20 protein-coding genes are annotated in these 21,122 nt (G+C 50.5%); 11 read left to right on the top strand and 9 right to left on the bottom strand.

Going from position 1 to position 21,122, the window contains the following annotated elements; genetic code table 11:
- Positions 1–73: 73 nt before the first annotated feature.
- From RBH76_01630 to RBH76_01620, 3 genes are read left to right on the top strand one after another with little or no spacing between them, the layout of a single operon-like run.
- Positions 74–913 (top strand): DUF5685 family protein, encoded by an 840-nt coding sequence (locus RBH76_01630; GenBank protein ID WMJ84149.1) that lies wholly within the window; start codon positions 74–76, stop codon positions 911–913.
- Positions 906–1,529, top strand: a complete 624-nt coding sequence (locus RBH76_01625) for a DnaJ domain-containing protein (protein ID WMJ84148.1) — start codon at positions 906–908, stop codon at positions 1,527–1,529. The genes RBH76_01630 and RBH76_01625 overlap by 8 nt, the downstream gene beginning before the upstream one ends.
- Positions 1,530–1,544: 15 nt before the next feature.
- A complete protein-coding gene (locus RBH76_01620; protein WMJ84147.1) occupies positions 1,545–2,075 on the top strand; it encodes a hypothetical protein in 531 nt (176 codons plus the stop codon).
- A 134-nt stretch (positions 2,076–2,209) separates the two neighbouring features.
- Here RBH76_01620 and purD read toward each other — a convergent pair whose 3' ends face one another.
- From purD to RBH76_01575, 9 genes are all read right to left on the bottom strand, one after another.
- A complete protein-coding gene (gene purD / locus RBH76_01615; protein ID WMJ84146.1) occupies positions 2,210–3,478 on the bottom strand; it encodes a phosphoribosylamine--glycine ligase in 1,269 nt (422 codons plus the stop codon).
- Between the two features lie 18 nt (positions 3,479–3,496).
- Positions 3,497–4,672, bottom strand: a complete 1,176-nt coding sequence (locus tag RBH76_01610) for a phosphoribosylaminoimidazolecarboxamide formyltransferase (protein ID WMJ84145.1) — start codon at positions 4,670–4,672, stop codon at positions 3,497–3,499.
- 21 nt (positions 4,673–4,693) lie between these two features.
- Positions 4,694–5,407 (bottom strand): IMP cyclohydrolase, encoded by a 714-nt coding sequence (locus tag RBH76_01605; protein ID WMJ84144.1) that lies wholly within the window; start codon positions 5,405–5,407, stop codon positions 4,694–4,696.
- Entirely contained in the window at positions 5,407–6,021 is a 615-nt protein-coding gene (gene purN / locus RBH76_01600) for a phosphoribosylglycinamide formyltransferase (protein ID WMJ84143.1), read from the bottom strand. Before purN ends, RBH76_01605 begins: the two co-directional genes overlap by 1 nt.
- Entirely contained in the window at positions 6,015–7,052 is a 1,038-nt protein-coding gene (gene purM / locus RBH76_01595) for a phosphoribosylformylglycinamidine cyclo-ligase (GenBank protein ID WMJ84142.1), read from the bottom strand. The genes purN and purM overlap by 7 nt, the downstream gene beginning before the upstream one ends.
- Before the next feature lie 27 nt (positions 7,053–7,079).
- Entirely contained in the window at positions 7,080–8,513 is a 1,434-nt protein-coding gene (purF, locus tag RBH76_01590; GenBank protein WMJ84141.1) for an amidophosphoribosyltransferase, read from the bottom strand.
- A gap of 33 nt (positions 8,514–8,546) precedes the next feature.
- Positions 8,547–9,266 carry a phosphoribosylaminoimidazolesuccinocarboxamide synthase gene (locus RBH76_01585; GenBank protein WMJ84140.1) on the bottom strand — a complete coding sequence of 240 codons (720 nt, stop codon included), beginning with the start codon at positions 9,264–9,266 and terminating at the stop codon, positions 8,547–8,549.
- A gap of 56 nt (positions 9,267–9,322) precedes the next feature.
- Positions 9,323–9,823 carry a 5-(carboxyamino)imidazole ribonucleotide mutase gene (gene purE, locus RBH76_01580; GenBank protein WMJ84139.1) on the bottom strand — a complete coding sequence of 167 codons (501 nt, stop codon included), beginning with the start codon at positions 9,821–9,823 and terminating at the stop codon, positions 9,323–9,325.
- Positions 9,824–10,196: 373 nt separating this feature from the next.
- A complete protein-coding gene (locus RBH76_01575; protein WMJ84138.1) occupies positions 10,197–11,141 on the bottom strand; it encodes an NAD(P)-dependent oxidoreductase in 945 nt (314 codons plus the stop codon).
- A gap of 216 nt (positions 11,142–11,357) precedes the next feature.
- Between RBH76_01575 and clpB the strand changes: the two genes are divergently transcribed.
- From clpB to RBH76_01535, 8 genes are all read left to right on the top strand, one after another.
- Positions 11,358–13,964: an ATP-dependent chaperone ClpB gene (gene clpB, locus RBH76_01570; protein ID WMJ84137.1), complete on the top strand. Its 2,607-nt coding sequence runs from the start codon at positions 11,358–11,360 to the stop codon at positions 13,962–13,964.
- Between the two features lie 418 nt (positions 13,965–14,382).
- Positions 14,383–15,390, top strand: a complete 1,008-nt coding sequence (locus tag RBH76_01565) for a LacI family DNA-binding transcriptional regulator (GenBank protein ID WMJ84136.1) — start codon at positions 14,383–14,385, stop codon at positions 15,388–15,390.
- 75 nt (positions 15,391–15,465) lie between these two features.
- Positions 15,466–16,503 carry a sialic acid TRAP transporter substrate-binding protein SiaP gene (locus RBH76_01560; protein ID WMJ84135.1) on the top strand — a complete coding sequence of 346 codons (1,038 nt, stop codon included), beginning with the start codon at positions 15,466–15,468 and terminating at the stop codon, positions 16,501–16,503.
- A gap of 119 nt (positions 16,504–16,622) precedes the next feature.
- Positions 16,623–17,201, top strand: coding sequence for a TRAP transporter small permease (locus tag RBH76_01555; GenBank protein ID WMJ84134.1), 579 nt, complete (start codon positions 16,623–16,625; stop codon positions 17,199–17,201).
- Positions 17,198–18,493, top strand: a complete 1,296-nt coding sequence (locus tag RBH76_01550; GenBank protein WMJ84133.1) for a TRAP transporter large permease — start codon at positions 17,198–17,200, stop codon at positions 18,491–18,493. The genes RBH76_01555 and RBH76_01550 overlap by 4 nt, the downstream gene beginning before the upstream one ends.
- 59 nt (positions 18,494–18,552) lie before the next feature.
- Positions 18,553–19,479 (top strand): dihydrodipicolinate synthase family protein, encoded by a 927-nt coding sequence (locus tag RBH76_01545; GenBank protein ID WMJ84132.1) that lies wholly within the window; start codon positions 18,553–18,555, stop codon positions 19,477–19,479.
- A 12-nt stretch (positions 19,480–19,491) separates the two neighbouring features.
- Positions 19,492–20,505, top strand: coding sequence for a ribokinase (locus RBH76_01540; protein WMJ84131.1), 1,014 nt, complete (start codon positions 19,492–19,494; stop codon positions 20,503–20,505).
- 2 nt (positions 20,506–20,507) lie between these two features.
- Positions 20,508–21,119 (top strand): SIS domain-containing protein, encoded by a 612-nt coding sequence (locus RBH76_01535; GenBank protein ID WMJ84130.1) that lies wholly within the window; start codon positions 20,508–20,510, stop codon positions 21,117–21,119.
- Positions 21,120–21,122 lie beyond the last annotated feature (3 nt).

The raw sequence follows: 21,122 nt of genomic DNA, 5'->3' as shown, positions 1-21,122 counted from the left end.
TTCTTCATGACATACAACGGGGTTTGCAGTAAAATTGATATGTTAAATTAACAGGTGGATTGGGGGAAACGCTTTGTTCGGTTATATCAAGCCACTGGAACCTCAGTTGAAGGTTTGTGAGCTGGATACCTATAAAGCGGTTTATTGCGGTGTTTGCCGCGGACTTTCAAAACGCTTTGGTCCTGTGGCACGTCTGACACTTAGCTACGACTTTACCTTTATTGCTATGCTTTATGCTGCACTGGGCGACGAGACGCCAGCTTTTGCACCACAGCATTGTCCGTTGAACCCGGTTAAAAAGCGGCCGCATCTGGAATATTCCTCCGCTGTTGAATTTTCCTGCGAAATGGCAATACTTTTACTACATGAAAAATGTCTTGATAATAAAATCGACTCAAGCTTTCCGATGTCTTTAGGCTGGCGAATGCTACTGCCATTTTCGTCTAACGCCGCAAAAAAGGTTTGGGTTGTCCAGCCTACCGCCGCCGAGCGGGCACACGAAATGACACTGGCACAGCAGCAGGTAGAGGCATTGGGTAACGCTGCCACGGTGGACATGTCCTGTGACCCAACCGCTACCGCGCTTTCAGAAATTCTCGGCATGATCAGTGACGAGCCCGCCAGCCAGCGCATTTTAAAGCGTCTGGGTTATATGTTGGGTCGGTTTATCTATCTGTGCGACGCCATAGACGACTTAGAGGGCGATATTCGGCACAATCGATTTAATCCGCTTAAATCACAACCGAATCCGGACGAGCATGCCGCCATGTTGCGTCTGACTATGGCCGAGGCGGCTAACGCCTACGCATTGCTCTCCCCCAGATATTTTAAAGAGATTCTTGATAACATTATTTTTCTCGGTCTGCCAGCCACGGCGGAGCGTTTGCTTGAAAGGGGAAATAACCATGAATGATCCATATCAGGTGCTGGGCGTGCCCCCTTCTGCAACCGATGATGAAATTAAACAGGCCTATCGTGCACTTGCAAAAAAATATCACCCTGATAATTATGCGGGCAGCCCGCTTGCCGACTTGGCCTCTGAAAAGATGTCGGAGATCAACTCCGCTTATGATGCCATTCAGGACCGGCGCAAAAATGCTTCAGCACAGGGTGGGTTTTATGGTCAACCACAGTCAAGGCCCAGTGGCGGCAGCTATGGTGGCTATCAAGGCGGCGGTCAGTTTTCCGATATTCGCCGCTTGATCAATGCGGGCCGCATTTTTGATGCCGAGCAGTTATTGGACGGCACGCCCGCTGCCTCGCGCGACGCCGAGTGGAATTTTTTAAAGGGCAATGTCTTGCTGGCTCGCGGCTTTTTAGAAGATGCGCTGACTTATCTGCAAAAAGCTGTGTCTATGGACCCGCAAAATTACGAGTACCGCGCCGCCTATGAGCGAATTAATGCGCAGCGCCAGTTTGGTCACGGCGGTGGTTACTCCTATTCCGCTTGTGACCCCTGCAGCCTTTGCTCAACACTGATTTGCGCCAACTGTCTTTGCAACACCTGCTGCCGCTGCTATTGCTTCTAAGGAGGTATAGCTGCTGTGTCTCATAAAAGTAGTACGCAGGTCGCCCTGGGCGGCTTAAGCGCCGCGCTTTGCTTGGTTATCATGCTAGGCACAGTGTTGGTTCCCTTTGCAACCTATGCAATACCTGCGCTAGCTGGCATCGCGCTGATTCCCATCGCGATGGAACTGGGATTGCCGGTGGCGGGCATTACCTATGCCGTTGTCTCGCTGCTTTCCTTGCTCATGGTGCCCGACCGCGAGGCCGCGTTGATGTTTATAGCCTTTTTCGGTTATTACCCTATTTTAAAGTTTAAGCTAGACCGCTTGAAGTTTAAGCTATTGCGCATGTTGCTAAAAGTTACGATTTTTAATGTTGCCATCCTTGCCGGATATTTTGTTGTAATCTATATTTTTGGTCTGTATTATTTGATGGACGAACTGACCGGAGGATTCGGCTGGCTGCTGTTGGGGGCAGGTAATCTGTTCTTTGCCATCTATGAACTAACGCTTCGCAATATTACAATGCTATATCTGTTTAGAATCCGAAAAATTCTCTTTCGCAAATAGAAAAAGTGCTGACGACTATATATTAACGTCAGCACTTTTTTCATATTCACTATAATAACCGGGTCTACGCTTTAAAACGTGACCCCGGCTTAATATATGCTTGTTTTCAACCAGCATACACATCAATCGACCATTTATAACACCTTTTTACCGATATCGCTCCGGTAAAAGCTGTTTTCAAAGCCGATACCTACCGTGGCAGCATATGCCTTATCCAGCGCGTCCTTCAGCGTGTCACCTGTTGCGGTCATACCAAGCACCCGCCCGCCGTTGTTCTTAAAAACCCCGTTTTCCAACGTCGTGCCCGCGTGATACACCGTTACACCATCTGCGCCACCCTTTTCATCCAGTCCATGGATGGCGTAGCCCTTTTGATACGAGACCGGGTATCCACCACTGGCGATAATCACACAGGCGGCAGCACCTGATTTCTGGCCAATTTTCACATCTGCAAGCCGCCCCTCAGCAGTCGCCTGCATAATATCGAGCAGATCGCCGTCAAGCAGCGGTAGCACCACCTGTGTTTCAGGATCGCCAAAACGGCAGTTGTATTCGATCACACGTGGGCCGTCAGCACAGAGCATCAAGCCAAAATAGAGGCACCCGCGAAATTCGCGATTCTCCTGTTTCATCGCCCGAATGGTCGGCATAAAAATTTCTTCCATGCAGCGTGCCTGTAATTCGGGGGTATACATCGGATGGGGTGCAATAGTACCCATGCCACCGGTGTTAAGGCCCTCGTCGTTGTCATGCGCCCGCTTGTGATCCATCGAAGAGGCCATCGGCACAACAATGTTGCCGTCAGTAAAGGCCAGCACCGAAACCTCGATACCGGTTAAAAACTCCTCGATGACGACGCGGCGGCCGCTTTCGCCAAATGCGCCGTCTTCCATCATCGCGCGTACGGCTTTGACAGCCTCTTCCTCGCTTTCAGGAATGACAACACCCTTGCCCAGCGCCAAGCCGTCAGCTTTAATAACCGCGGGGTATTTGTTCTGCTGTTTTAAATAGGCAATCGCCGCATTCGCGTCGTCAAACGACTCATACGCTGCGGTGGGAATGTCATACTTTTTCATCAGCCATTTTGAAAAAACCTTACTGCCTTCGATGGCGGCAGCGGCCTCAGTCGGTCCGAACGCGGGAATACCCGCTTCATTAAGCGCATCCACCATGCCAAGTACCAATGGATCATCGGGGGCAACGACAACAAAGTCGATCTCATTATCTTTTACATACGCTGTCACACCTGCGATGTCGGTCGCTCTAATGTCCACACACTCGGCATCGGCGGCGATACCACCGTTGCCGGGAGCCGCGTAGATGCGCCCAGCTTTGGGTGATTCCTTCAGCTTTTTAATGATGGCGTGCTCCCGCCCGCCCGAGCCTACAACCAGAATATCCATAAGCGCGCCTCCTAAAACTTAGTGATGGAACAAACGGATGCCGGTGAACGCCATTGCGATGTTGTACTTATTGCAGGTGGCGATGACCTGATCGTCGCGGATGGAGCCACCCGGCTGCGCGACATAGCAAACACCGCTACGGCGCGCGCGTTCGATATTATCTCCGAATGGGAAAAACGCGTCACTGCCTAGCGATACCCCAGTCAGCTTGGTTAGCCATTCCTTCTTTTCGGCAGCCGTCAGCGGCTCGGGGCATACGGTAAAGGTATCGGCCCAAACGTCTGCGCCCAGCACATCCTCATAATCGTCCGATATATAAACGTCAATGGCATTGTCGCGGTTGGCGCGTGCCAGATTGGATCTAAACGACAGCGCAAGCACCTTGGGATGCTGACGCAACCACCAGATATCTGCCTTGCTACCCGCCAGACGGGTGCAGTGTATTCTCGACTGCTGACCTGCGCCCACGCCGATGATCTGTCCGCTCTTAGCGTAGCAGACCGAATTGGACTGGGTGTACTTGAGTGTGATCAGCGCCAACACCAGATCAACCTTGGCGTTTTCGGGCAGCTCCTTATTATTGGTAACGACATTATCCAGCATGTCAGCGTTAATTTTCAGCTCGTTTCTCCCCTGCTCGAACGTAATGCCGAAAACATCCTTGTGCTCAACCGGCGCGGGGATATAATCCGGGTCGATCTTGACGATGTTATAGCCGCCCTTACGTTTGGATTTTAACACTTCGAGCGCCTCGGCAGTGTAACCAGGGGCGATAATGCCGTCCGAGACCTCATGCTGAATCAGCTTTGCCGCTGTGATATCGCAGACATCTGAAAGAGCAATCCAGTCGCCGAAGGATGACATACGGTCGGCGCCTCTAGCCCGCGCGTAGGCACAAGCGATCGGCGAAAGTTCTTCGTCGCCAGTGAAATAAATCTTGCGCAGTGTCTCATCCAGTGGCAACCCTACCGCCGCGCCCGCCGGACTGACATGCTTAAACGATGTCGCCGCAGGCAGCCCGGTAGCTGCTTTAAGCTCTTTAACCAGCTGCCAGCTGTTTAGGGCATCCAGAAAATTAATATAGCCCGGTCGGCCATTTAGCACCTCAATCGGCAGTTCCCCTTCGGCTATAAAAATGCGCGAAGGTTTTTGATTGGGGTTGCAGCCGTATTTCAATTCCAGTTCTTTTGCCATTGCATCCGTTCCTCCTTTGGCTTAGCAGTGCTTATTGATGATGCGTGTCTCGGTTTCTCCTGTTGCAAGCGCAATGGTGCGCACAAAGAGCGAAACCTTGTTATCAAGGTTCAGGCTTTCCCAAAGCGACGCGGTAAAGGCGTCGATGTCGCCGCGAATAGCCACTGCCTCAGGCTCCCCCTCAAAGGATGGAATGGGGCTACCGTCGCACTTATAAGTGTGGATGAACCGCCCCTGACCTGCAACCGGCTGGAGGTACTCAAAGAAAAACCGTTCAACGGAATCGGGATTTCCGCCGCAGCTTTTTAAAATTGACATTTTGTAAGAAAAATCCCCGTCGCAAGGCTCGACAATGCCGCTGACACGTGGCGTAAAGTTCGGCACATCCGGTTCAAAGGTACGGGTGCGTAGCGCTTCTTCAAAGGATTTTCCAGCCATAATAAAATCGTATATCGTATCGGTCTGGTCACCGTTGGTCACGATCGTCGTGTTAGCAAGCACCCGAACAGGTGCATAGATGATCAGCGACGGGTCCACCATTTTGGAAGGGTCGTGCGCCTCGGTGATAATACCGCCATCTCGCTCGGTAAAAACGCGATTACGGCTGTTCTCGCTGCGCCCCATGATAAAATAAGCAATCACCGCGTGATTTCCGTCCTCGCTTTTGCCGATGACGATGCCCCGCCCGGGGTAGGTATTTTCTTTTAGAATAGTTGAAAGCTCCAGCAATTGCATCAGTTTTTGTTCTCCTTTTCTCGCGCAATGTCGTCGCACAGCATGGCGGCGGCTTTGGGTAAAAGCTGCCATTCGGCCTGCTGCATCACACGTTTTTGCAGGGTTTCAGGCGTGTCATCCTCTAAAACGTCAACCGCCTTTTGCAGCAGGATTCTGCCACCATCCACCACCTCGCTGACCATGTGCACCGTCGCACCCGTCACCTTGACGCCGTAATTAAGCGCCGCCTCATGCACCTTTAAGCCGTAAAAGCCCTCACCACAAAACGATGGAATCAGTGACGGGTGTACATTGATGATGCGGTCGCGATACTGCGCGATAACCGTAGTCGGCAGAATGGTAAGAAAGCCCGCAAGAATAATCAACTCAATGCCTTCAGCGTGTAAAACATCCAGCAGCGCCTGCGCATAGGCGCCCATACCGTCATAGCCTTTTTTGGACACTACGGCGGTTTTCATGCCATGATTCTGGGCACGCGTTAAAGCATAAGCTTTATCATTTGAGGCGATACACAGCGTCAGCTTTCCGCAGCCGAGCTCGCCACGCGTTTCGGCGTCTATGAGCGCCTGAAGATTGGTTCCGCCGCCCGACACCAGCACGGCTATCTTTACCACAGCTCGACTCCCTTTTCGCCCTCGGCCAATTCACCGATGACATAGGCGGTCTCGCCCGAGGCTTTAAGTGCAGCAAGAATATCATCTGCTTTAGTTTTGTCGGCAACCATCAGCATGCCAACACCCATGTTAAAGGTGTTAAACATGTCACGTTCCGGAATATTACCGGTCTTTGCAATCAAATCAAAAATCGGTAGTACGTGGATGGCCTTACGCTCAACCCTGGCGCAGAGCCCTTCGGGCAGGGCGCGCGGAATATTCTCGTAGAAGCCGCCGCCGGTGATGTGCGCAATCGAACGCACGCCGCCAGCTTCGATCGCTGCGAGCGCAGACTTAACGTACAGCTTAGTGGGTGTCAGCAACGTCTCGCCAATCGTAGCGCCCAGTTCGTCATAGTGTCTTCCAAGATCGGCATGCTCAACATCAAAAACCTTGCGCACCAGCGAAAAACCATTGGAATGTACACCGGATGACGGGAGTGCGATTAGTACGTCTCCCTTGCGGCAATTGTCGGGGGTCAGAATCTTGCTCTGATCCACGACACCGACCGAAAATCCAGCGAGATCGTATTCATCCTCACTGTAGAAGCCGGGCATTTCAGCCGTTTCACCGCCGACCAAAGCACAACCGGACTGCACACAGCCCTCCGCCACGCCGGAGACAATTTCGGCCACACGCTCAGGCGTGTTCTTGCCTAGCGCGATATAGTCTAAGAACAAAAGTGGCTTTGCGCCGCAGCAAACAATATCGTTAACACACATTGCCACGCAGTCGATGCCTACCGTATCATGCTTGTCCAACAAAAAAGCTATTTTAAGCTTGGTACCCACGCCATCTGTGCCGGAAACCAGCACCGGGCGGGATATACCGGTCAGATCCGGCAAAAGCATACCACCAAAACCGCCTATTGAATCTAAAACGGCGGGGGTGCGGGTACGCGCCACATGTTTTTTCATCAGCTCGACCGCCTTGTAGCCTGCGGTCACATCCACGCCCGCAGCGCGGTAGCTTTCGGAAAAGCTGTTTTGCATCTCAGAACGTCTCCCTTACTTAAAAAATCAATCTGTTTCTTCGGTGGACAGCTCAAACTGGAATTTGTCATATACTTCACATTCCGGAACTGCAATGGGATATTGCCCGGTGAAGCATCCTACACAAAAATGCCCAAATTTCGGCTTTGCTATGTTTTGCACACTCTCAACACTGAGATATCCCAGTGAATCTACACCGGTTTTCTCGGCAATTTCCGCAACGGTCATCTGGCAAGCAATCAGATTTTCGGTACTATCAATGTCGGTACCAAAGAAGCAGGGGTGCTTGAAAGGTGGACATGATACACGCATATGCACTTCTTTGGCTCCCGCATGGCGCAGCAGATTGACGATATTGGCACAGGTGGTACCGCGAACAATCGAATCGTCGATCATGACAACACGCTTGCCCTCCACCGTCTCACGCAGCACGTTTAGTTTAATGCGCACCGAATCCTGACGTTGCCCCTGACTCGGCTGAATAAAGGTTCGACCGATATAGCGGTTTTTTATAAAACCGACACCATACGGGATACCCGATGCTTTGGAAAAGCCCAGCGCAGCATCCAGCCCTGAATCAGGCACACCGATGACAACATCAGCCTCCACAGGGTGCTCTTTCCAGAGAAATTCGCCCGCCTTTAAGCGCGCCGCATGCACCGAGGCCCCGTCGATAACTGAATCGGGCCGGGCGAAATAAACCAGTTCAAACACACACAGGCCGGTGTTCTGGCCACAGTGGGTTTTAATAGAGCGCATACCATTGTCGTCCGCAACGACAATTTCGCCGGGTTCGACATCGCGCAGCCACGTTGCGTTGAGCGTATTAAGCGCGCAAGTCTCACTGGTGAACACGATTGAACCGTCCTCGGTCTGACCGATGCACAGCGGACGGAAACCGTGTGGGTCGCGCACAGCAATCAACTTTCTCGGGGACATGACCACCATGGAATAAGCACCCTCAAGGCGATACATCGCCTTCTCAATGGCCTTTTCTATCGAAGGCTCAGTCAGGCGCGACGCCGTAATGACGTAGGAAATGACCTCAGAATCGTTAGTGGAATGGAAGATTGCACCGGTCATTTCAAGCTCCTGCTTAATCTGCGACGCATTTGAAATATTACCGTTGTGGGCAATGGCCATCGAACCCTTAACATGACGTACAACCAGTGGCTGCGCGTTAACGCGTGAAGCTGTTCCGGTGGTGGAGTAGCGGGTGTGCCCGACCGCCATAGAGCCGGTACCTAGTTCAGAAAGTACCCGTTCTGTAAAAACCTCCGGCACAAGGCCGAGGTCACGATGACATTTAATAACACCTTTGGTATTCACCGCAATGCCACAGCTTTCCTGCCCGCGGTGCTGCAGGGCGTAAAGCGCATAATAGGCACTTGCCGCCACATCGCAGCGCTTTGGTGCACGGATGCCAAATACGCCGCATTCCTCGTGGATAGAATCAAACATTCCGTTACCGCCTTTCGACTGTTTGGATAAAACTTACTCGCCCATCAGGCGGTGTAAAATCTCGTGATAAGCGCTCTCGACGTCGCCAAGATCTCGGCGAAAGCGGTCTTTGTCCAGCTTCTCATTGGTCTTGACATCCCAGAAGCGGCAAGTATCGGGCGAAATTTCGTCTGCCAGAATAATTTCACCACTATCAGTTTTGCCGAACTCAAGCTTAAAGTCGATGAGCTTAATGCCCAACTCCAGCAGATAGGCTTTCATAAACTCGTTGACCGCAAACGCATATTGGCGGATTGTCGCAATTTCCTCTTCGGTGGCTAGATTTAACGCAATTGCATAGTCGTCATTGATCATCGGGTCGCCAAGATCATCATTTTTAAAGGAAAATTCCATCGCGGGGCGAGCCAGCGGTGTACCCTCGGCAACGCCGTAGCGCTTGGCCATTGAGCCTGCACAGACGTTACGAACGATAACTTCGAGCGGAACAATGGAAACCTTGCGTACCAGCGTTTCACGGTCGGAAATTTGCTCAATGAAATGGGTCGGGATATTGGCCTTTTCAGCAAGCTGCTTCATCATGAAGTTAGAGACTTTATTATTGATAACACCCTTACCGACGATAGTACCCTTTTTAAGACCATTGAACGCGGTGGCATCATCCTTATAGTCGACAATATAGACTTGCGGGTCATTTGTAGCAAAAACCTTCTTGGCCTTTCCTTCGTAAAGCTGTTCGCCCTTAGTATAATTCATTTGCTTATCCTCCCTGTTTGTCATCGTTCGTTATAATGTGAATTTTGATATTGATTTTATTCTGCCAAAATCGCGGCGACATCAATCGCCTCATCCTTTTTTAACACCGAATCATGCTGCGCTACGCGCAGGTCATCAAGCTTTTGGGCCAGTACGTCATCAGAAAGTGCTAACATCTCAGCAGCCAGCAGCGCCGCGTTTTGTGCGCCGTCAATTGCGACGGTAGCCACGGGGATACCGCTTGGCATCTGAACGGTGGAAAGTAACGCGTCCAGACCGTCGAGCGTTGAGGATTTGACCGGAACACCTATAACCGGCAGCGTGGTCTGCGCAGCCAGTGAACCGGCAAGGTGTGCGGCTTTTCCGGCGGCGGCAATAATCACACCGTAGCCCTCTTCGCGGGCAGATTTGGCAAAGGTCGCAGCCTCCACCGGCGTACGGTGTGCCGACATTACCCGAACCGAGAACGGGACACCCAACTGATGCAGCGTTTTGACAGCGGGCTTTAAAACCGGCAGATCACTGTCGGAGCCCATGAGAATTGCAACTTTTTTCATTCGAATTACCTCCCTTTTTCTGGAAAAATGAAACAAGCTGCGGATTACGCCGCAGCTTGCACCTATGTTCTATTCATGATTGCAACGAGAGCCGGACGGTGCGCAGCCCACCATATGCGCGTTGTACACAAAGCCTCTTTTTGCGCAAAAAGGCCCTGAATTTGGACATCCTGCAAAGATAAGCGCCGCCATTGCTGTTCGCCCCCTGTTACATCAATAATTTCATTTTATACGATAAGGCGTCAAATTTCAATGGCTTGTTTACATTATGAAAAAGATTGTCTTGTGTACACATCCAACACAAATAAAATATCGTTTTTTTAGACATTTTAACGATATTTTTGCAAGATAGCCTTAAAGAAAATGCATTTTTCTATTTTACAACATTTTGCGGGACACCATTCAAATACGCGTCCAGATTGTCCATAACGATCGCAGCGCGCTTTTGCATCGATTCGGCCGTAGCAAAAGCGACGTGAGGCGATGCAATTAAATTGGGAGATGAAAACAGCGGGTGATCCTCGGCGATAGGTGGTTCAGTCTCAAATACGTCCACCCCAGCCCCGGCAATGATACCATCTTTTAGCGCCTGTGAAAGCGCCACACTGTCCACAACGGGTCCGCGTGCCGTGTTGATTAAAATAGCGGATTTTTTCATCAGCTCGAGCTGTGCTTTACCGATAAGGCCAACCGTCTCGGCATTCTGCGGCACATGTAGCGAAACAATGTCACAGGAGGAAAGCAGCGTGTCAAGCTCGGTGTAGGTCACACCCTCAACGTCCTTTTGGGTGCGACTATAAGCCAGAACCTCGCAGCCGAACGCCTGTGCAATTTTCGCAACTCTAAGACCGATGGCGCCAGTGCCAATAACGCCAAACTTTTTACCTTCCATCTCAAAACCGACCAGCCCATTTTTTGTGCCACCCTCACGTACAGCCTTATCGCAGGCAATCAGCCGGCGCTGCAGCGCGATGACCAGGCCGAATACGAGATCGGCAACTGCCACGGTGGAGTAGCCCGCACAGTTGCACACCGTAATATTATGCGCACGGCAATAGACTATGTCCACATGATCCACGCCAGTGAAGGCGATGCAAATCATTTTAAGATTGGGGCAGTGCGACAGCACGTCCTCGCGATATTTAAAGTTTGAGAGCACCACGATATCAGCATCACGACTGCGCTCGATCAGCGTGGCAGAATCCTCTACACGAGAGCTATGAAAGACCAATTCCGCCCGATCGCCTAGCTTTTCGTGCGCCATCATCTCTAGCTTTTCCTGCGGAATGCCAAGCGGCTCTAAAAATACCAGCTTCATATAAAATCCTCCAGTCAGATCATTCAGAACATTTTGTATAATTTTAGAATAGCACATTTTAATAGTAGCCACAATAACACTGGTTCAATATAACAGGCTCTATTAATTCCATTAGCACTCTTTAATATTGAGTGCTAATTAATTTACAGTGTATTCATACTTTTGGTTGCATGTGGGCTTATAATAGAACCAATACAAGGTGAAGGAGAGATTGTTGTGAATACCAATAAATTAACTCAGAAATCCGCAGAGGCGATTCAAAGCGCGCAATCGCTCGCTTTGCAGTATGGTAACACCCAAATTGAACAGGAACATTTGCTCTATGCACTGTTAACGCAGGACGGCGGTTTTCTTCCGCGTGTGCTGACCTCCTCCGGCGTGGACGCCGAGGGTTTGCAACAGGCAGCATTGTCCTTATGCGAAAAGTTGCCCCGCGTTTCCGGCCCTGGCCGGGAGCCTGGGAAGGTTTATGTTTCACAGGATGTTGACAAAGCCCTCAACCATGCCGAGGCCGACGCAAAGCATTTGGGCGACGAATTTATCTCGGTCGAGCATCTGCTGCTCGCATTGATTGAAACGCCAAATTCGGCATTGAAAAGTTTATTTAAATCCTTTCACGTCGCAAGTGACCCCTATTTAAAGGCGCTGTCGGAGGTGCGTGGAAATACCCGCGTTACGACAGATAACCCCGAAGCGACCTATGAAGCACTGAAAAAATACGGCTATGATCTGGTGGAGCGCGCCCGCCAGAGTAAGCTTGACCCCGTCATCGGACGCGACGACGAAATCAGAAATGTCATTCGTATTCTCTCGCGTAAATCTAAGAACAACCCCTGCCTCATCGGCGAGCCGGGCGTTGGCAAAACCGCCATTGCAGAGGGACTCGCCCAGCGTATTGTCCGCGGCGATGTGCCTGAGACACTGCGCGACAAGACTATTTTTTCACTGGATATGGGTGCGCTGGTTGCGGGCGCCAAATACCGCGGTGAGTTTGAAGAACGCTTAAAAGCTGTATTAAACGAGGTCAAGGCCAGCGACGGCAGAATCATCCTGTTTATTGATGAGCTGCACACCATCGTAGGCGCTGGCAAAACCGAAGGTTCAATGGACGCCGGTAACCTCTTAAAGCCAATGCTGGCACGCGGCGAATTGCATTGTATCGGCGCGACCACCTTAAACGAATATCGGCTGTACATCGAAAAGGATTCCGCACTTGAACGCCGTTTCCAGCCCGTTATGGTCGACCAGCCGAGTGTTGAGGATACCATCGCGATTCTGCGCGGGCTCAAAGAACGCTACGAGGTCTACCACGGTGTGCGCATTACCGATCCCGCCATCATTGCGGCGGCCACCCTCTCTGACCGATATATCACCGATCGTTTTCTGCCGGATAAGGCGATCGACCTTATCGACGAAGCCTGCGCTATGCTACGAACCGAAATTGACTCAATGCCCACCGAAATCGACGAAATTTCGCGTAAGATTATTCAGTACGAAATTGAAGAAGCCGCGCTTAAAAAGGAAACTGACACGCAGTCCAAAGAGCGGTTGGCCAATCTGCAAAAAGACCTCTCCCGCCTGCGCGACGACATGAACGAGAAAAAAGCACAGTGGGAAGATGAGAAAAAGGCCATCTCCGGCGTACATCGTCTGAAAGAAGAAATTGAAAAGACCAACGCTCAAATTGAAGCCGCCGAGCGCAATTATGACCTGAACAAGGCGGCGGAACTCAAATATGGCGTGCTGCCCAATCTTCAGCGACAGCTGGCCGCGGAAGAAGAAAAATCAGCGAAGTCCGGCGGCGCCACCCTGCTGCGCGACCGCGTCACCGACGAGGAAATCGCCAAAATTGTAGGGCGCTGGACCGGCATTCCGGTGGCAAAGCTGGTGGAAGGCGAACGCGAAAAGCTTTTGGCCCTGCCCGAGGTGCTGCACCGTCGCGTCATCGGTCAGGACGAAGCTGTCCAGCGGGTTAGTGAAGCGATTCTACGCTCCCGCGCCGGTATCGCCGACCCCAACCGCCCCATTGGTACCTTCCTGTTCCTGGGTCCAACCGGTGTTGGCAAGACCGAGCTTGCTAAAACATTGGCCCAAGCACTGTTTGATGACGAGCGAAACATGGTCCGCATCGATATGAGCGAATATATGGAGAAATATTCGGTATCGCGTCTTATCGGCGCTCCACCCGGATATGTCGGATATGACGAAGGTGGACAGCTCACCGAGGCCGTACGCAGAAAGCCCTATTCGGTCGTACTGTTCGACGAGGTAGAAAAGGCCCACCCTGACGTATTCAACGTCCTATTGCAGGTGTTTGATGACGGCAGAATCACCGACTCTCAAGGACGCACGGTTGACTTTAAGAACACAATCATTATTATGACTTCTAACCTCGGTTCGGATATCCTGCTGGAATCGATCGGCGCAGACGGGCGTATTGCGCCTGAGGCCAATGCAGCGGTTCACGCGCTGCTACGTCGTAGTTTCCGCCCAGAATTTTTGAATCGTATTGATGAAACAATCTTCTTTACTCCGCTTTCTAAGTCACAGATCGGTGGCATTATCGACATGCTAATGGATAGGCTACAACAGCGGCTTGCCGAACGCCAGATCAGCGTCGAGCTTTCGGATAGCGCGCGGCAGTATATTATCGAAAATGGTTATGACCCCGCCTATGGCGCACGTCCACTGCGACGGTTTTTGCAGTCGCGGGTTGAGACGCTTATCGGTCGCATGCTTATCGCCGACGAAGTACCCAATGGGGTAAAACTCACGGTGGATACCCATGCAGATGGCTTAAACGTAACAGTGAACCCAAAATAACAATCCTCGCAAGGGCGGGAACGGCTGAAGGGCCGTTCCCGCCCTTTTGTTTTACATATATAACTGTGTTTTCTGCACAAAATATCGAAAAGCCAAATCTTTTCACTTTTGCATAGCAAATTGCACAGTAAGCCCTATGCTTAACCAACCGCTTAAACAAAATTCGAACCGCTGCTTCTGCTTTAAAATTATTTCTGCATGTATTGCAATATTTTCGTAGCAATTTTCACGTCGCAATCATCTATATAACATAAATTTACGCAAAAACACATTCCACGTATAAGCAACTTCACTATATTATGAATTGAAATTTTGTTATGCTAACGATTGACATGCAGATTCATCAAATGCTATCCTAAGCATGTAAAACGTTTGCGCGAAAACGTTTGGTGAAAATATTAGGAAGGAATGGTTATTTTTGTCTATTAAAAGAATTGCCCAAATGACCGGCCTTTCTATCACGACTGTATCCCACGCTATCAACGGCACCCGCGCCGTTTCTCAGCACAGTAAGCAACTTGTGGATGAAGCAGTCAAAGAAATCGGCTACAAGCCGAATCTGGCGGCACAGATGCTCAAAACCAATCGCTCGCATATTATTGCGCTCATCATACCGAGCACTGAGCCGAACAACTCGACAAACTGCTTTTTCTTCGACGTTTTAAATGGCGCACGCGAACAGCTCCACGCCAGCGGTTATGACCTCATGGTCGCCACCTATTCCGAACAAGAGGGCGAAAAACATCTGGCCAACCTTCAAGTACTGGAAAAAAGACTGGTGGATGGCGTGCTGTTGGTTCCGTTTGATCGCGATCCCACCTCGCTAACCGAGATTCGCTCACTTGGCATTCCAATTGTGTTGGTAGACCGCCGCGTCGATAATTGCAGCCTGCCAAGCGTCTACTCCGATAACCTTGAAGGTGCGCGTAAGGCCGTGCATCTTCTAGCGCAAAATGGCAGAAAGCGCATTGCGTTTTTGTGCGGCAATTCTGAGTTCTCTACGTCCTACGACCGCCATCTCGGTTATCTTCAGGGCATAAAGGAAGCTGGACTGCCAATTAACGACGATCTTATTTTCATTGATCTGCCCTATCAGTTACAAACTGGAAAAAATATTGTCAAGACACTTCTTGATAACAGAATAGACGCCGTTTTTTCAGCGAATAATGTTTTGTTAATGGGCCTGTTACAATACTTCAATGAGCATCATATTTCGGTACCACACGATATTTCGGTGGTAGGCTTTGACGATTATGACTGGATGAACATCACAACTTCCCCCGTCACCGCTACGTTTCAGAATCCATACCTCATGGGGTGCGAGGCGGCTCGGATGATGCTTGAAACACTCGAAGGCAAGGACACCAGTAACCAGCAGATCGCGTTGCCTTGCGAGTTGGTTCTGCGTGAATCTCACAAGTCCTAATCGCCCATAATATGGTTACAATCTGTCCTATCCGGGATGGGTTGATAATAAAGACAAACTTAGGAGGAACGATTAATGAAAAAGGTATTTGCTATAACCTTGGCAGTCATGATGTTGGTCCTGACCGCATGCGGCGGCGCTTCATCTTCTGCCCCCGCCAGCTCTGCCCCTGCGAGTTCTTCAGCTCCTGAGGCAAAGCCCGTGAACCTGATTTTCTCGATCACGGCTGTCCCGACCGACGCACACGGTCAAGCACAGAAGGTTTTTAAAGAAACCGTCGAGAAGGTTTCCAACGGCCAGATCACCGTTGAGTGCTATGATTCCGGCACCCTGTTCAATCAGGACACCGAAACCGCTGCGCTCATGGCTGGCGACTGCGACATCATCTATTCCAGTGCTCCCTGGCTCACCACCAACAGCCCGTGGCTCTCGATGTTCACCGCCGGTTACATCTTCAAGAGCTATGACCACATGACCAAGGTACTCAACGGTGACATCGGCAAGGAAGTATTTTCTAAAATCGCTGACGAGCAGAGCGTTCTGCCGCTGGGTGCTTTCTATCTGGGAACCCGTCAGATCTCGCTCGGTCAGGATAAGCAGATTAAGACCCCGGCTGACCTCAACGGTATCAACCTGAGAATGCCCAACTCCGATGCGTGGGTGTTCCTTGGTACCGCCATGGGCGCAAACCCCACTCCCATCCCCTTTAACGATCTGTATCTGGCGCTTTCTACCAACACGGTCGACGGCCAGGATAACCCCCTACCCACCGTTAAGAATGCCAAATTCTACGAGGTTCAGAAATCTATTTCGCTGACCAACCATCTGGTTGACTCGGTATGGCCCACCATTAACAAGGCTAAGTGGGATTCTCTTACCCCTGAGCAGCAGGGTTGGGTTATGGAAGGTGTCGAAGCCGCCCGTAAGTCCTGCGACGACACGAACCTAAAGACCGAGAGCGAAGTTGTCGATTTCCTCAAGGAGCAAGGCCTCAAGGTCTATGAGGCAGATGTTGACGCGTTTGCCGACCACGTGCTTAACAAATACCTTGAGAGCGACATCTCCGAGAGTTGGGATAAGGATCTCTTTGAGAAGGTAAAGGCTCAGGGCTAAATTTTTCTGTTGAGCTTGTATCGTTGACGTTTTGATACGGGGCATATCATAGCGATATGCCCCGTATTCTCAAAAAGCATCTATTTCGGCACATCCATGGAAGAGGAAGGATGAACGTCTTGAAGCAATTATTAAAAAAAGCTGTGCTTTGGCTGCGGGACTGCGTGGAGATTTACATTCCAGTATTGGCCTTTTTAGGGCTGTTTGGCGTGTTTATTATGCAGATTTTCTTTCGCTACATCTTGCGCGACCCTAAACCCTGGTCGATGGAGGTCACCTCCATGTGCTATGTTTGGGTGGTATTACTCGGCGCCTGTTATGCACAGCGCAAAAAAACGCATGTCACCTTTACGCTAGTCTACGACGTACTGTCTGTTAAGTTGAAGTCTTTGTCAGCATTTCTCGGAAATCTCATTATATTTGTTGCGCTGATCGTTTCGGTCAGCCCCACGTGGGACTATATTAAGTTTATGAAAGTTCAAAAGTCCAGCGTCCTTAAAGTTGGGCTTAATTATGTTTTTGCCCCCTACATGGTTTTTTTGGTGCTCATGCTGCTATATATCGGCATTGAGCTTTATCGAGATTTCATGGTGTTTTCAGGCCTAGGAGGCAAACAGGCGGAAGAACGCCTGCTGCAAGAGACTAAACCGGCTTATGAAGAAGCCATTGAACAAGCAAATAAGGAGGGACTGGAATGAACTTAGCGCTTTTTGTTTTTCTGCTGATCTTTGTTCTCATGTTCCTTTTAAGAATGCCGATTCCGCTGGGCATGATTTCGGCCTGTACTTTTTACTTCTTAATCAACGGAACAAACGTAAAAATGGTGGCGCAGCAAACGCTGGGCATGCTGTTTTCAAACTATACCATTATTGCGGTACCACTGTTTATCTTTGCCGCAAATGTCATGAACTCCGGCAAAATTACCGAAATGATCTTCGGTTTTTCAAAAGGCATTGTTGGACGCTTTCGCGGCGGTTTAGGCCACGTTAACGTGCTGGCATCGCTGATTTTCTCGGGTATGACCGGCTCTGCCATTGCCGACGCTGCGGGTTTGGGCAAGATGGAAATTGAAGCAATGCGTCAGGAAGGCTATGACGATGGCTTCTCCTGCGCTATTACGGCGGCTTCAGCCACCATCGGCCCCGTTTTCCCGCCTTCTATTCCCATGGTTATCTACTCGATGCTCTCAGGCGCTTCAGTCGGCGCACTGTTCATGGGTGGAATGGTACCCGGCGTACTGCTGGCTATTGCACTTATGGCTTATATCGCTTTTATTGCGAGAAAGCGCAACTATCCACGCAGTGCCACCATCGTGCTTCGTGAATACCTTCTTTACTGCATCAAGGCTATTCCGGCTATTCTGACCCCGATCATTCTGCTTATCGGCATCTACACTGGCATTATGACTCCGACTGAAGCAGGCGCTGTCGCAGGTTTTTATGCGCTTATTATCGCTGTATTTGCCTACCGTGTTTTAAGCTGGGACGGATTTAAACAGGTGCTAATTGACACGGTACAGGCCACTGGCACAACGTCACTGATGGTGGGCGCCGCCACTGCTATTTCCTATATTGTGGCCCGTGAACAGATTGCCGTAAAACTCGGTGATTTAATTCTCTCAATGACCAGTAACCCCTATGTTTTTCTATTCATTGTCAATATTTCACTGCTGGTGTTGGGCATGTTTATTGACACCTCGGTTATTCAGGTTGTTTTCATCCCGATCATGTTACCGTTGGTAAATCAATTAGGTATCGACTTAGTACATTTCGGCATTGTCGTCGTGTTTAATATGATGGTCGGCCTGTCTACACCACCGTTCGGCATGCTCCTGTTCATAACCAGCGGCATCTCCGGCACACCCCTAAAATACGTCGTCAAGGAAATACTGCCGATGATTATCGCCATGCTGTTGGTTCTGATTGTCATAACCTATTTCCCGAACGTTGTATTGTTCCTGCCGAGAATGCTGCTTGGCTACACCGGTTAAACTGCTTGACCTGTCCTAAAGACATGCCAATATATAATAATATTATGAGGTGATTTTGCATGGCATTTCAGATTCGTGGCGGCGTTTGGCCGACGATGATTACCCCCTTTACTGAGGATGGCAAAATTGATTTTCCGACCGTTCAAAAGATGGTGGATTGGTACGTGGAAAAAGGCTGCAACGGAATTTTTGCTGTCTGTCAGTCGAGTGAGATGCTGTTTTTAACTCCACAAGAAAAAGTCGATCTCGGCAAAGCTGTGATGGAAGCTGCCGATGGCCGTCTTCAGGTTATTGCTTCCGGCCATACCGCAACCGACCTGCCCACTCAGCTTAAAGAGATTGAGGCAATGATGAAAACCGGCGTTGAAGCTTATGTTATGGTTTCCAATGCACTCGACCCTAAAAACGAAGGCGACGAAGTTTTCATGAAAAACTTCGAGGCAACGGTTAAAGCCTTCCCCGAGGTATCTTTTGGCATCTACGAATGCCCCATGCCGTATAAGCGTCTGGTTTCGACCAAGTGCCTAAGTGAGCTCGCGCATTCTGGCAAACTGGTGTTTTTAAAGGACACCTGCTGTGATTACGAGTTGATCCGCGAGCGGATCAAGGCGGTAGACGGCACCCCCTTAAAACTCTTTAACGCTAATGCTGCCTCCTTCTATGACAGCTTTATGCACGGTGCGGCCGGTTATAACGGCATTATGGCAAACTATCATCCACAGCTTTACAAATTCGTAGTGGATAACGCCCATAACCCCGAGAAAGCTGAAGAAGCTAAGTTGATGGCCGACTTGCTCACCGAATTTGCAATGATCGAAATGCGCCTCTACCCTGTCAGTGCAAAATATCACATGAATCTCGTCGGCATTCCGATGAGCCTGCTTTCCAGAAGCTCGGACCGCAACCGTTTCGATAAAAACGCGCGCATGGAAGTAGACAGTCTGTTTGCACTGGAGCAATATCTCGGCAAAAAATTGGGGTTGTAAGGAGCTGTTCGCATGAAAAAATCAAAAATTCTTGTGGTGGGCAGCCTTGTCATGGACATGATTGTCTCCACCGAGCGCTTTCCGAATGAGGGCGAGACGGTGTTAGGCAGTGGCTTTCGAACCGCCCCAGGCGGTAAGGGCGCAAACCAAGCCGTGCAGGCTGCTCGGCTTGGTGCCGACGTCACCATGGTGGGCAAAGCCGGCAGAGATGCGTTTGGCGACCAGCTGATCGCAACTTTAAATGCTTCTGGCGCCGATACGCAGCACATTATTCGTACCGATACCGCGCCCACTGCTATTGGCAACATCCTGCTTACCCAAAAGGATGGCGTAACGCTCCACAACCGTATCATTGTGGTTTCCGGCGCAAATATGACGATAACACCGGATGAGGTCTTGTTTTTAGAAAAGCAAATTGCACAGTATGACATGCTGATGCTTCAGCTCGAAATTCCAATGGCTATCGTTGAACTGGTGGCAGAAATCGCTCATAAAAACGGCGTTCGGGTGATGCTTAATCCCGCGCCTTCTGCGCCGCTTTCCGATGCGCTGCTGTCGCATTTAACCTACATCTCCCCCAATGAATACGAAGCGGCCGATCTCACCGGCTTCACCATCCGCAACGCGGATGGTGCCCTCAACGAGGAGAATCTCAAAGCCGCCGTCGCTGCGCTACACAAAAAGGGCGTCAAAAAAGTAATCATCACGCTGGGCGACAAAGGAGCGGTGGTGTCTGATTCCACCGCCGATAGTTTCTTATTTAGGCCCAGTGTGCCTGACGTTGCAGTCGCCGACCCAACAGCGGCTGGAGACTCATTTGTTGGCGCATTTTGTGCAGGTGTTTGCGCAGGACTCACCGATGAGCAAGCACTGCAGTTTGCAAGCCACACTGCTGCAATCACTGTATCGCGCATGGGTGCTATGCCTTCCCTGCCCACGCATGAAGAGGTGTTGTCAGCGATGAAGAATCGTCGTTTCAGTGATTTTTCGCTGGATCTGTTGGGCGTATTGAAAGGGGCTAACTAAGTATGTCCGAAGTTGCAACCAAAGCGCTAGAAGTGTTCCAAAATAGCGCAAAAGTAGAATTTAATCAATTTTTAGACACCGTCACTGCAGAATCACTCTCAGGGGCCGTTAAGCTGATTCAAGATTGCGAAAAAGCTGGTGGCAGAATTCATATTACCGGAATCGGTAAGCCGGGGCATGTCGCAGCCTACATGGCCTCGCTGCTCTCCTCCACCGGGACACCCACCTATTTTCTGCACGGTACCGAGGCAGTGCATGGCTCCTGCGGGCAGCTGGTTGAAGGCGATGTCATCATCTGTATCTCCAACAGTGGCCAGACTGTTGAATTACAAGCTACAGTAAACGCCATTCACAAAAATGGCTGTAAGGTTATCGGCGTCACTGGTAACCTGAAATCCTGGCTGGCACAGAACAGTGAGGCGGTTCTCTTCGCCGGCGTCGGCGCCGAGGGTGGACCTTTAAACCGTGCCCCCCGCAATTCCATTCTGGCAGAAGTTTATGTGTTGCAAGCGCTCTCGGTCATGTTGCAAGCAGACCGCGCCATGACACCTGAGCAGTATGTACGCAGACATCCGGGCGGCGCGCTCGGCCATCTGCGTGAAAACGAAAAGTAAGGG

It is taken from the genome of Oscillospiraceae bacterium MB24-C1 (assembly GCA_030913685.1).
GTDB lineage: Bacteria > Bacillota > Clostridia > Oscillospirales > Ruminococcaceae > Yanshouia.
Note: the sequence above shows the minus strand (reverse complement) of the source record. Positions and strands in the feature narration are given on the sequence as shown.

Bases quoted from the DNA above. Each gene is read 5' to 3' on its own strand.
- RBH76_01625 (WMJ84148.1), top strand. From the start codon at position 906: ATGAATGATCCATATCAGGTGCTGGGCGTGCCCCCTTCTGCAACCGAT.
- purD (WMJ84146.1), bottom strand. From the start codon at position 3,478: ATGGATATTCTGGTTGTAGGCTCGGGCGGGCGGGAGCACGCCATCATT.
- RBH76_01610 (WMJ84145.1), bottom strand. From the start codon at position 4,672: ATGGCAAAAGAACTGGAATTGAAATACGGCTGCAACCCCAATCAAAAA.
- RBH76_01605 (WMJ84144.1), bottom strand. From the start codon at position 5,407: ATGCAATTGCTGGAGCTTTCAACTATTCTAAAAGAAAATACCTACCCC.
- purM (WMJ84142.1), bottom strand. From the start codon at position 7,052: ATGCAAAACAGCTTTTCCGAAAGCTACCGCGCTGCGGGCGTGGATGTG.
- purF (WMJ84141.1), bottom strand. From the start codon at position 8,513: ATGTTTGATTCTATCCACGAGGAATGCGGCGTATTTGGCATCCGTGCA.
- RBH76_01585 (WMJ84140.1), bottom strand. From the start codon at position 9,266: ATGAATTATACTAAGGGCGAACAGCTTTACGAAGGAAAGGCCAAGAAG.
- purE (WMJ84139.1), bottom strand. From the start codon at position 9,823: ATGAAAAAAGTTGCAATTCTCATGGGCTCCGACAGTGATCTGCCGGTT.
- RBH76_01575 (WMJ84138.1), bottom strand. From the start codon at position 11,141: ATGAAGCTGGTATTTTTAGAGCCGCTTGGCATTCCGCAGGAAAAGCTA.
- RBH76_01560 (WMJ84135.1), top strand. From the start codon at position 15,466: ATGAAAAAGGTATTTGCTATAACCTTGGCAGTCATGATGTTGGTCCTG.
- RBH76_01550 (WMJ84133.1), top strand. From the start codon at position 17,198: ATGAACTTAGCGCTTTTTGTTTTTCTGCTGATCTTTGTTCTCATGTTC.
- RBH76_01545 (WMJ84132.1), top strand. From the start codon at position 18,553: ATGGCATTTCAGATTCGTGGCGGCGTTTGGCCGACGATGATTACCCCC.
- RBH76_01540 (WMJ84131.1), top strand. From the start codon at position 19,492: ATGAAAAAATCAAAAATTCTTGTGGTGGGCAGCCTTGTCATGGACATG.
- RBH76_01535 (WMJ84130.1), top strand. From the start codon at position 20,508: ATGTCCGAAGTTGCAACCAAAGCGCTAGAAGTGTTCCAAAATAGCGCA.